This window comes from Rhodococcus sp. SMB37 (assembly GCF_004345605.1).
Taxonomy (GTDB): Bacteria; Actinomycetota; Actinomycetes; order Mycobacteriales; family Mycobacteriaceae; genus Rhodococcus.
The window spans coordinates 1-11,056 of sequence record NZ_SLVY01000036.1 but is presented as its reverse complement, the minus strand read 5'-3'; the positions used below and the strand labels follow the sequence as shown (position 1 = coordinate 11,056).

Below are 11,056 nucleotides of genomic sequence, written 5' to 3'. Positions count from 1 at the left end.
GCAGCGTGAGCATCTCGTCGAGGTGGGCGCGTTCGGCGGGGGTGAGTTCCGCGATGTCGCGGTGCCGCAGGATCTCGGTGTCGTCGGCCGCGACCTGGAGTCGCGGCGAGTCGTCGTCTCCGGTGTCGGTGGCGTTCGGCGAGGTGAGCGCGGCGACCGTCGCGGTGCGCTGCTGCTGTCCGGTGGTGCGGGAGACGACAGGGAGGTTGCCTCCGAACCAGGCTTCGAACGCGAGGTCGTAGCGGGGAATGTCGTCGGGGTCGCGGCAGAGGGTTGCCCGGCCCGCCCAGTACACCTGCGTGGGGACGCTTGCATCCACTTCGCGGAGGGCACGGACGTAGGCGTGGGTGGAGTCGAGCGCGACCGGGAACCCGGCCTCTTCGAGGGCTCGCGCGAACCCTGCGACGCCGACGAGCGCACCGCCGCCCATGGGTCAGCCTGCCAGGAGTCGGTCGAGACCCGCGCGCGCGACCCGTTCGAGGTCCTCGCGATATTTCAGGACTGCGCCGAGGGTCGCGGCGGCGGTCGCGGTGTCGAGCACGTCGCGGTCGAGTTCGATCAGGGCCCGCGCCCAGTCGAGGGATTCGGCGACACCCGGCGGTTTGAGCAGGTCTGCCTCGCGGAGGGCGTGGACGGCGCGGGCGATCTGTTCGGCGAGCGCGGCATCGATGCCGGGGAGTCGGCGGCGCAGAATAGCGATCTCGCGGTCGAGGTCGGGATGTTCGACCCAGTGGTAGAGGCAGCGTCGTTTGAGTGCGTCGTGCACCTCGCGGGTGCGGTTGGACGTGAGTACGACGAGGGGCGGGACGCCGGCCTTGATCTCGCCGATTTCGGGGATGGTCACGGAGTTCTCGTCGAGGACCTGCAGCAGGAACGCTTCGAATTCGTCGTCTGCGCGGTCGATCTCGTCGACGAGCAGCACGCACGGAGCGTCGGTGAGTGCTTGCAGCAGTGGGCGGGTGAGCAGGAAACGCTCGGTGTAGAGGGAACGTTCGGCGGTGTCGGCGTCGAAACTGCCCTCGCTTGCGGCTTCGAGGGTGCGCAGGTGCAGCAGCTGCCGGGGAAAATCCCAGTCGTACAGCGCTTGCGACGCGTCGATGCCCTCGTGGCACTGCAGCCTGACCAACGGCAGGTTCAGGGCCTCGGCGAGCGCGACGGCGAGCGAGGTCTTCCCTGTGCCGGGCTCCCCTTCACAGAACAGGGGCCTGCCCATGCGGAGCGCGAGGAACGCCGACATCGCGACGCCCTCGTCGGCGAGGTAGCCGGTCGACTCGAGGGATCGGGCCAGGTCTTGCGGGGATCTCACGTGCACTGCCGCTGCCATGCGCCGAGCTTAGGCCGTGCGTCAGGTGTTGTATCCGCGACTGCACCTGACAACCGCGAACACGGCAGGCAGATGCACGCGGTCGACCCGGTGAGTTTGTCCGCGGATCGCGCGTACGCCGTCGTCAGGTGCCGGGACGCACCGTGAGGATCTGCGACATCGTGCCGATCGGGCCGTAGATGTCGTGTAGGACGCTGCTGGTCAGGCCGATACCGTCGGCTCCGAACGACACGGTGGTGTCGAAGCCGACCCATTCGCCGTGGGGCTGCCTGAACAGGTGTGCGGTGAGATCGAGGTTGGGGAAGGCAACGGTCTTCGGGTCGGCGCGCACGGTCATGCCGTTGGAGATGTCGAAGAGCCGGACGGCGTGCGCGAGGTCGCTGACCTTCTCGTCGGCGAGCAGCGGAATCGGGGAGCGCGCCCAGAACGAGGCCCGTCCCGGCTCGACCTGATCGCGTCGAATCTCTGCAGATTCGATGAATCCGCCCGGCCACACCTCTGAGGCGTCCCAGGGCTTCATCTCGTCCGGCGAGGCGATCCGGGGTAGCGCTGAGCCTTCGAGTGCGTCGGTGGCGCCCGGCGCCATGAGCCAGGCTCGCAGTCGCACGGCGGCGCGCCCGCCGTGGCTGAGCACGGCCTCGACGAGTTCGATGGTGCGACCGGGACGCAGCACTGTCACCTCGACATCCATGTCGCCGATCGGCAGGACCCCGAGGATGTCGTAGGACAGGCGACCGATCACCAGGCCGTCGTCGCGCCGCGCATCTCGGTCGCATCCGACGACGTGCGCGAGCAGTCCGAACGCGGGTGCGATGTGCTGTTCAGCGGTGTTCCATGCGCCACCCACGTGCTCGGTTGCACGGAAGGAGTTCCCTCCGGTGCGTTCGAAGTAGCTCATGACCGATCTCCTTGTCCTACTTTTCCACACGTGTGGAGTCGAGTGCTGCGAGCGCCATCCGTCGCAGTACGGTGCGGGTGCTGTGCGGTGAGTGAGGATCGGCGCTGTGTGGTGTGGAGTTGATGAGGCCGAAGGTTGCATGCGCCATGGTGCGGGCGTCGGATTCGGCGAGTGCCGGATCTATGCGACACAGCACACCCACCCAGATCTCGACGTAGCGGCGCTGCAGTGTGCGGACCTGGCGCCGCCCCTGTTCGGTGAGTGAGTGCAGTTCGCGATCCTGGACGCGGATGAGGTCCTGTTCCCCCAGCGCGAAGTCTAGGTGGAAGTCGACGAGGCCCTCGAGTGTCTCGTGGGGGTCGGAGGTGCTCTCCTCGACCGCGGTGCCGCCGGCCAACAGGCGTCGGCTGATGTCGACGAGGATCTCGACCAGCAGCGCGTCCTTATTGGGGAAGTGCCGGTAGACGGCGGGTCCGCTGATTCCGACGGCCGCACCGAGGTCTTCGAGGCGCACACCGGTGAAGCCGCGTTCGGCGATCAGACGCGCCGCGGCGACTAGCAGTTGCCGCCTGCGCTCGGCCTTGGCCTGCGACCGTGGTGTGAGCGTGAGAGCCCCCGCCACGGCATCGACCGCGGCCTGCTGCGCAGGCTCGACGGCCTCCCCTTCGACAGCCTCGTTCATGGCCGGCACTCCACTCGTCTGGTTGTAGGCAACATTGGGTATGGACAACTCGGTTAATGGTAACTAACCTAGTTTTTCAGTTAATGGTGATTAGGTCAATCTACCGAGGATGGTGACCGTGACAACCGCTCACGCTCTCTCGAAAACCAGTCGTGACCAGCACGAACAATTGGTCGGGGAACTCCGGGAGAAGCTTGCTGCGGCAGCCCTCGGGGGCAGCGAACAATCCCGCGAACGCCACGTCGCGCGAGGAAAGCTGCTCCCCCGCGACCGCGTCGACGAACTTCTCGACACCGGAAGCCCGTTCCTCGAGCTGTCCCCGCTCGCCGCGAACGGCATGTACGACGACGAGTGCCCCGGCGCCGGCGTCATCACCGGTATCGGCCGCGTCGCCGGTCGCGAATGCGTGATCGTCGCGAACGACGCCACGGTCAAGGGCGGCACCTACTACCCGATCACCGTCAAGAAACACCTACGCGCGCAGGAAGTGGCGCTGCAGAACAACCTGCCGTGCATCTACCTCGTCGACTCCGGCGGCGCGTTCCTGCCCCGGCAGGACGAGGTCTTTCCCGATCGCGAGCATTTCGGCCGCATCTTCTACAACCAGGCGACGATGAGCGCGCAGGGGATCCCGCAGATCGCGGCGGTCCTCGGCTCGTGCACCGCCGGCGGCGCCTACGTGCCGGCGATGAGCGACGAGGCAGTGATCGTGCGCAATCAAGGCACCATCTTCCTCGGCGGTCCACCGCTGGTGAAGGCCGCGACCGGAGAAGTCGTCACCGCCGAAGAGCTCGGTGGCGGCGACCTGCATTCGAAGGTCTCCGGCGTCACCGACCACCTCGCCGAGGACGACCGCGACGCCCTGCGCATCGTGCGCAACATCGTCTCGACCCTCGGGCCGCGCACCCCGCGCCCGTGGGACGTCGCACCGACTGTCGAACCCGACGCCGACCCCGCCGAGCTCTACGACGTCGTCCCCACCGATTCGCGCACTCCGTACGATGTGCGCGAGGTCATCTCGCGAGTGGTCGATGGCTCGAGCTTCCACGAGTTCAAGGCCGAGTACGGCAAGACCCTGGTCACCGGATTCGCGCGCATCCACGGACATCCCGTCGGCATCATCGCCAACAACGGCGTGCTCTTCGGCGAATCCGCTCTCAAAGGAGCGCATTTCATCGAGCTGTGCGACAAGCGCTCCGTCCCCCTGCTGTTCCTGCAGAACATCTCCGGATTCATGGTCGGCCGCGACTACGAGGCCGCCGGCATCGCCAAGCACGGCGCGAAGATGGTCACCGCCGTTGCCTGCGCGCGGGTTCCCAAGCTCACCGTCGTCGTCGGCGGTTCCTACGGCGCCGGCAACTACTCGATGTGCGGGCGCGCGTATTCGCCTCGCTTCCTGTGGATGTGGCCCAATGCCCGTATCTCTGTGATGGGCGGCGAGCAGGCCGCATCGGTCCTCGCGACCGTGCGTTCGGATCAGCTCGACGCATCCGGCAAGCCGTGGTCGGCCGAGGACGAAGAAGCGTTCAAGGCGCCGATCCGTGAACAGTACGAAGACCAGGGCAACCCCTACTACTCCACCGCGCGGTTGTGGGACGACGGCATCATCGACCCCGCCGACACCAGAAAAGTTCTCGGACTGGCACTCTCGACGTGCGCCAACGCACCGCTCGAGCCGGTCTCCTACGGCGTCTTCCGGATGTGAGCGAGATGAGTGACACGAAACGCATCGATACAGTACTGGTAGCCAACCGCGGAGAGATCGCCGTCCGCGTCATCCGCACCCTCAAAGCGATGGGCATCCGCTCCGTCGCGGTGTTCAGTGAGGCCGACCGCGATGCCCGGCACGTGCGCGAAGCCGACACCGCCGTACTTCTCGGGCCCGCCGCGGCCCGCGAGAGCTACCTGGTGATCGACAAGGTCATCGCCGCGGCGGTCGAGACCGGCGCGCAGGCCATCCATCCGGGTTACGGATTCCTGTCGGAGAACTCGGAATTCGCCGCCGCGTGTGCCACCGCGGGGATCGCGTTCCTCGGCCCGTCCGCCCACGCGATCGAGACGATGGGCGACAAGATCACCGCGAAGGCCGCGGTCTCCGAGTTCGATGTTCCCGTCGTCCCGGGTATCTCGCGACCGGGCCTGACCGACGACGAGCTGATCGCCGGTGCCGCCGAGGTCGGCTACCCGGTGCTGGTCAAGCCGTCGGCAGGTGGTGGTGGCAAGGGCATGCGGCTGGTGCACGATCCCGCCGATCTTCCCGATGCCCTGGTCTCCGCACGTCGCGAGGCCGCGTCGTCGTTCGGCGACGACACGCTCTTCCTCGAGCGATTCGTACTGCGACCGCGCCACATCGAGGTCCAGATCCTCGCGGACACCCACGGCAACGTCGTCCACCTCGGCGAACGCGAATGCAGCCTGCAGCGTCGCCACCAGAAGGTCGTCGAGGAAGCCCCGTCGCCGCTGCTCGACGAGGCCGCCCGCGCCCGCATCGGTGAAGCGGCCTGCAACACTGCGCGCAGCGTCGACTACACCGGCGCCGGCACCGTCGAGTTCATCGTCTCGGCCGATGCTCCAGACGAGTTCTTCTTCATGGAGATGAACACCCGTCTGCAGGTCGAGCATCCCGTCACCGAGATGGTCACGGGCCTCGACCTCGTCGAGTGGCAGGTGCGTATCGCCGCGGGTGAGCCCCTCGGATTCACGCAGGACGACGTCACCCTCACCGGCCACGCCATCGAAGCCCGCGTGTACGCCGAGGATCCCGGTCGCGGGTTCCTGCCCACCGGCGGCACTGTCGCCGACGTGATCGAAGCGAGCGGCACCGGGATCCGCGTCGACTCCGGCCTGCAGCCGGGCACGGTCGTCGGCAGCGACTACGACCCGATGCTCGCCAAGGTCATCGCACACGCTGCCGATCGTGCCGGTGCGCTGCGGCGCCTCGACCGCGCGCTCGCGGATACTGCGGTGCTCGGTGTGGTCACCAACATCGACTTCGCGCGGTTTCTGCTGGCCGATCCCGAGGTGGTGGCCGGCGCACTGGACACCGGTCTGCTCGATCGGCGTCTCGGTGACTACACCGCACCCGAGACCTCCGATGCCGCGCTGGTCGCTGCTGCAGTGCTCCGCTGGCTGCAGCACTGGCCCGACGACACCTCCGACCCGTGGGACGTTCCCGACGGGTGGCGAGTGGGCCCGCACGTGCCGACCAGCTACCGGCTCGCGTCCGGCGACCGCACCGCCCATGTGCGCCTCGCGGGAACACCGGTCGCGGGAAACGTGGATGTCGAAGGCGGCAAAGACTATTCGCTGTCCGCAACGCTCGACGCAGGGACTGGCCGCGGTGCAGTCGACGGCTCTGTCCTCGCGGTCGTGCTCGACGGCCGGCGTCACGTGTTCCGGGTCGCGGAGGTCGACGACGCGATCTGGCTCGCCGACGGACACGGGAGCGTCGCGGTCCGTGAGGTCCGTGAGGCCAGCGTGCGCGGCGGCGACGCCCACACCGGCGACGCCGATATCACGAGCCCGATGCCGGGTGCCGTCATCGCCGTCTCCGTCGAGGCGGGCGCCGAGGTCACCGCGGGCCAGACGATCGCCATCGTCGAAGCCATGAAGATGGAACACGCACTCACCGCCCCGATCGACGGCGTCGTCGAATTGTTCGCTGTTGCAGGCGAACAGGTCAAGGTCGATCAATTGCTCGCGCGCATCACGCCACCCACCGAAACGAAGGAAGACGTCGCATGACCGAGTCCCCGAGCTACTTGGCCACCGGCCAGCTCCCCGACGAATACGAACAGCTGAAGAAGTCCGTCGCCGACTTCGCGCGCACCGTCGTCGCACCGGTCGCGGCAAAGCACGACGCCGAGCATTCGTTCCCGTACGAAGTGGTGCAGGGCATGGCCGACATGGGGCTGTTCGGCCTGCCGTTCCCCGAGGAGTACGGCGGAATGGGCGGCGACTACTTCGCCCTCTGCCTCGCCCTCGAAGAACTCGGCAAGGTCGACCAATCCGTCGCCATCACCCTCGAGGCGGGTGTGTCGCTCGGTGCGATGCCGGTCTACCGCTTCGGAACCGAGGAGCAGAAGCAGGAGTGGCTGCCACAGCTCACGAGTGGACGGAACCTCGCCGCGTTCGGCCTGACCGAGCCCGGTGCAGGTAGCGATGCGGGCGGCACCAAGACCACCGCGAAGCTCGAAGACGGGCAATGGGTGATCAACGGAAACAAGCAGTTCATCACCAACTCGGGCACCGACATCACCTCTCTCGTCACGGTCACCGCCGTCACCGGGACCGACGCGAACGGCAAGAAGGAGATCTCGACGATCCTCGTGCCGGCCGATACTCCCGGATTCACCGCGGAACCCGCCTACAACAAGGTCGGCTGGAATGCCTCCGACACCCACCCTCTGACCTTCGCGGATGTCCGTGTACCCGAGGCGAACCTGCTCGGGCAGCGCGGCCGCGGCTACGCGAACTTCCTGCGTATTCTCGACGAGGGCCGCATCGCGATCGCGGCACTGTCGGTCGGTGCTGCGCAGGGATGCGTCGACGAATCGATCAAATACGCCAAGGAGCGCGAAGCGTTCGGCACCGCGATCGGCAACAACCAGGCCATCGCATTCAAGATCGCGCGGATGGAAGCGCGCGCGCATACCGCTCGCACCGCCTACTACGACGCCGCGGCAGCCATGCTCGCCGGAAAGCCGTTCAAGAAGCAGGCCTCGATCGCGAAGCTCGTTGCCTCCGAGGCGGCCATGGACAACGCGCGCGACGCCACGCAGATCCACGGTGGCTACGGGTTCATGAATGAATACGCCGTCGCGCGGCACTACCGCGACAGCAAGATCCTCGAAATCGGTGAGGGCACCACCGAGGTCCAGCTCATGCTCATCGCGCGGGGGTTGGGACTGTGAGCGAGACCGAAAAGCGAATTACTCAACGTGGTCTGTGGTTCGAAGAATACGAACTCGATGCGATCTACGAGCACCGGCCTGGCCGTACCATCACCGAGGCCGACAACACGCTGTTCACGACGCAGACGATGAACACGCAGGCTCTGCACCTCGATGCCGCGTACGCGGCCGGGACGAGTTTCGGTGAACGACTGGTGAACTCGATGTTCACCCTGTCCACGATGATCGGGCTGTCGGTCGCACAGCTCACGCAGGGCACGATCGTCGCGAATCTCGGGTTCTCCGAGGTGTCGTTCCCGAAGCCGTTGTTCCACGGCGACACCCTCTACGTCGAGACGAAGATCCTCGACAAGCGCGAGTCGAAGAGTCGACCCGGCGAAGGCATCGTCACGCTCGAGCACACGGGGCGTAACCAGCACGGCGACGTCGTCGGCGTCGCGGTCCGTAAAACACTCGTACAGAAGAGGCCGACATCATGACTTGGGAATTGCCCGGCCCTGCATGGCTTTTCGTGCCTGCAGATCGACCTGAACGCTACGCCAAGGCCGCCGACCGCTCCGACGTCGTCATCATCGACCTCGAGGACGCGGTGTCGGCCGGCGACAAGCAGGCAGCACGCGACGCGCTCGTTGCCACTCCGCTCGATCCGGAACGCACCGTCGTACGGGTCAACCCGGTAGGCACCGCGGATCACGAACTCGACCTCGAGGCGTTGCGTCGCACCTCCTACACCCGCGTGATGCTCCCGAAGTGTGAAAGCGCCGACGAGGTGCGCTCACTCGCGTTTCTCGAGGTGGTCGCTCTGATCGAGTCACCGCTGGGCGTGCTCGCTGTGGAGGAGATCGCGAAGGCGGACAACACGATCGGCGTCATGTGGGGTGCCGAGGACCTGGTCGCGGGCCTCGGCGGCAACTCGAGTCGACACGTCGACGGCACCTACCGGGCTGTCGCGCAGCATGCGCGGTCGGTGTCGCTGCTCGCCGCAAAAGGCCATGCCCGCTGGGCGCTGGACTCGGTATACCTCGACATCAAGGACACCGACGGGCTGTACGAGGAGTCCCTCGACACGGTGGCTGTCGGATTCGATATCAAGGTCGCGATCCACCCCGCTCAGATCGAGGTGATCCGTCGTGCGTTCGCGCCCACCGACGAGGAAGCCGACTGGGCACGACGCGTGCTCTCCGCTGCGCAAACCCAGCGCGGTGTCTTCGACTTCGAGGGCAAGATGGTCGACGGACCGATTCTGAAGCACGCCGAGCGGCTGCTCCGGCGCGCCGAGGCGAACGCGACGTCCTGATTGTCGCGTACCGAGACACCTCGGCTGCCCTTGCGGTGGCCAGAGGTGTCTCGGTGGTGCTGTCCGGGCCGGTGTTCGGCACGTGACCGAGGGGTCACCGAGGGTCGGGTAGCTCCAGGGCGAAGCGGCGGACGGCGTCGGTGAACGCGGCGGGATCGTCGAAGTTCGTGAGATGTCGGGCTCTCGGTATCAACTCGATACGGCAATTGCCGTGTGCTCGAGCGAATTCCCGCTCGTCCGAACGGAAGACGAGGTCCTTCTCGCCGTTCAGAATGAGCACCGGTGCGGTCACCTCGCTCATCGTGCTCGCGTCGAATCGGCCGAGCACCTCGCCCCACGCGGCCGGCAGGGTGTGGAAGGCGTAGCCCGCTCGGATCGTCGCCTCCACGACCTCCGGCGGGTAGAGCCGGCGCAGGAGCCGATCGTTCCACTGCGCCAGCCTATCCTGCGGCAGACGTGGGACGATCTTCGCGATCAGGCGGTACGGCGCGGCCCAGGGGCCGGAGGTCACTGCGCTCGCTCCGGCCAAGACCAGACCGCGCACCTGTCCGGGGCGGCGACGCGCGAATTCCAGTGCGGCGTAGCCGCCGAGCGAATGCCCGACTATCATGGCCGGGCCGTGCCCGAGTGAATCCACCGCGCCGGAGATGATCTCCGTCGCGGATGCGAGGCTCCACGGCTGCGACGAACGTGTGCCGTGGCCCGGCAGGTCGATCGCGGTGACCGGGAAGTGCTCGCCGAGTGGAGCGAGCTGGGGACTCCACTGTCCGGCGCTGAACCGGGTTCCGTGGACGAGGACGATGGGTGGCTTCTGGGTGGCGGTCATTCGGTCACCTTCCGGGCTGCGGCCGTCGTTGCAGGAGTTGTGTGAGCTGGTGCGCCTGGTTCAGTAGTGACTCGCCGAGCCCGGCGCGGCGGTCGTCGCGGAAACGGCTTTCGACGCCTGTGATGCTGAGCGCCCACGTCGGGGTGTCGCGTTGGTCGAACACTGCCGCGCCCATGCCCCAGCTGCCCTCGACGAGCAGGGCGGGATTAACCGAGTACCCGGCCAATCGTGTAGCAGCGATGCGTTTCTCGATATCGGCTCTCGCGTGGTCGGGGCCCCACCCGGCCGAGAGGTCGGTTCTCGACAGGTACGCGTCGATGTCGCGATCGGGTAGATGCGACAGGATCGCCAGCCCGGCCGACGCCACGCCCAGCGGGAACCGGATCCCGACGTGCAGCACATGCGAACGCAGCGGAAAGCTGCCTTCCTCGACGGCAAGGCACACGGTCTCATCGCCGCGACGTGCGGAGAGATAGGCGCTCTCTCCGGTTTCCCGGGCGAGGTCGCGTAGGACGTCCCCTGCGAGTTCTGCGATGTCGTAGCGCGCGGCCGCGAGTGAACCGAGCAGGTACAACTCCGGGCCCAAGGTCCATTTCCCGTTGTCGCGGTGCCGGTCGACCAGTCCTTCGTCGGCGAGCGTGGCGAGCAGGCGGTGGACCGTCGGCCTGGCGAGATCGGTCTCGCGTGCGAGGTCGGACGTCGACACTCCGGCTGGTTCGTGGGCGGAGACGGCCCGGAGGAGTGCTGCGACCCTCCCGACCAACTGTCCCTGAGCGCCCGATGTCACGGACCCAGCATACGTCCACTGGGTGGACACTCTCCGGCTGCGTGTTCGTCCAGCGACCAATCTGCGCTTGTATCCGGTGATGCCCTTGCAATGTGATCGCCCACACTATTAATTGGTACCCAGCAAAGAGGACGTGTTCACCCAGCGGACGCATCCGCCCGGTGGCGATGCGGCCCACGGACCGGAGAGGTATTGGATTTGGCTTCCAAGGTATTCGAGACGCCCGAGGCGGCCGTTGCGGACATTCCGTCGGGTGCGCTGCTCGCCGTCGGTGGTTTCGGGCTGTGCGGTATTCCCGACGAGTTGATCGCAGCGATCGCAGCCGGCAA

The 11,056-nt window shown here is 66.9% G+C and carries 11 protein-coding genes and 1 pseudogene; 6 read left to right on the top strand and 6 right to left on the bottom strand.

Annotation, left to right across the window (positions count from 1 at the left end; genetic code table 11):
* The 4 genes and pseudogenes from EV641_RS28905 to EV641_RS28890 all read right to left on the bottom strand — a co-directional run.
* Nucleotides 1-430, bottom strand: a pseudogene (locus EV641_RS28905) (hypothetical protein); the annotation flags it as partial.
* 3 nt (nucleotides 431-433) lie between these two features.
* Nucleotides 434-1,324 carry a MoxR family ATPase gene (locus EV641_RS28900; protein ID WP_132476937.1) on the bottom strand — a complete coding sequence of 297 codons (891 nt, stop codon included), beginning with the start codon at nucleotides 1,322-1,324 and terminating at the stop codon, nucleotides 434-436.
* Nucleotides 1,325-1,448: 124 nt separating this feature from the next.
* Nucleotides 1,449-2,222 (bottom strand): thioesterase family protein, encoded by a 774-nt coding sequence (locus EV641_RS28895; protein ID WP_132476935.1) that lies wholly within the window; start codon nucleotides 2,220-2,222, stop codon nucleotides 1,449-1,451.
* Nucleotides 2,223-2,238: 16 nt separating this feature from the next.
* A complete protein-coding gene (locus EV641_RS28890; RefSeq protein WP_132476941.1) occupies nucleotides 2,239-2,904 on the bottom strand; it encodes a TetR/AcrR family transcriptional regulator in 666 nt (221 codons plus the stop codon).
* 109 nt (nucleotides 2,905-3,013) lie between these two features.
* On the opposite strand from EV641_RS28890, the gene EV641_RS28885 reads away from it, so the two are divergent.
* From EV641_RS28885 to EV641_RS28865, 5 genes are read left to right on the top strand one after another with little or no spacing between them, the layout of a single operon-like run.
* Nucleotides 3,014-4,609 carry a carboxyl transferase domain-containing protein gene (locus EV641_RS28885; RefSeq protein ID WP_132476933.1) on the top strand — a complete coding sequence of 532 codons (1,596 nt, stop codon included), beginning with the start codon at nucleotides 3,014-3,016 and terminating at the stop codon, nucleotides 4,607-4,609.
* A gap of 5 nt (nucleotides 4,610-4,614) precedes the next feature.
* The gene (locus EV641_RS28880) at nucleotides 4,615-6,648 is read left to right on the top strand and encodes an acetyl/propionyl/methylcrotonyl-CoA carboxylase subunit alpha (protein ID WP_132476931.1); all 2,034 of its coding nucleotides are present in this window, start codon (nucleotides 4,615-4,617) and stop codon (nucleotides 6,646-6,648) included.
* Entirely contained in the window at nucleotides 6,645-7,817 is a 1,173-nt protein-coding gene (locus EV641_RS28875) for an acyl-CoA dehydrogenase family protein (protein WP_054718773.1), read from the top strand. Before EV641_RS28880 ends, EV641_RS28875 begins: the two co-directional genes overlap by 4 nt.
* Nucleotides 7,814-8,296 (top strand): MaoC family dehydratase, encoded by a 483-nt coding sequence (locus EV641_RS28870; RefSeq protein ID WP_054718776.1) that lies wholly within the window; start codon nucleotides 7,814-7,816, stop codon nucleotides 8,294-8,296. Before EV641_RS28875 ends, EV641_RS28870 begins: the two co-directional genes overlap by 4 nt.
* Nucleotides 8,293-9,114 (top strand): CoA ester lyase, encoded by an 822-nt coding sequence (locus tag EV641_RS28865; protein WP_132476929.1) that lies wholly within the window; start codon nucleotides 8,293-8,295, stop codon nucleotides 9,112-9,114. Before EV641_RS28870 ends, EV641_RS28865 begins: the two co-directional genes overlap by 4 nt.
* A gap of 94 nt (nucleotides 9,115-9,208) precedes the next feature.
* Here the strand turns inward: EV641_RS28865 and EV641_RS28860 are convergent, their stop codons facing one another.
* Together EV641_RS28860 and EV641_RS28855 are read right to left on the bottom strand one after the other, a co-directional pair.
* On the bottom strand, nucleotides 9,209-9,940 hold the full coding sequence (locus EV641_RS28860) for an alpha/beta hydrolase (protein WP_132476927.1): 732 nt from the start codon (nucleotides 9,938-9,940) through the stop codon (nucleotides 9,209-9,211).
* 4 nt (nucleotides 9,941-9,944) lie between these two features.
* Nucleotides 9,945-10,727 carry an IclR family transcriptional regulator gene (locus tag EV641_RS28855; RefSeq protein WP_199233423.1) on the bottom strand — a complete coding sequence of 261 codons (783 nt, stop codon included), beginning with the start codon at nucleotides 10,725-10,727 and terminating at the stop codon, nucleotides 9,945-9,947.
* Between the two features lie 198 nt (nucleotides 10,728-10,925).
* Between EV641_RS28855 and EV641_RS28850 the strand changes: the two genes are divergently transcribed.
* On the top strand, nucleotides 10,926-11,056 hold a 131-nt coding region (locus EV641_RS28850; RefSeq protein WP_277874535.1), incomplete at its 3' end, for a CoA-transferase.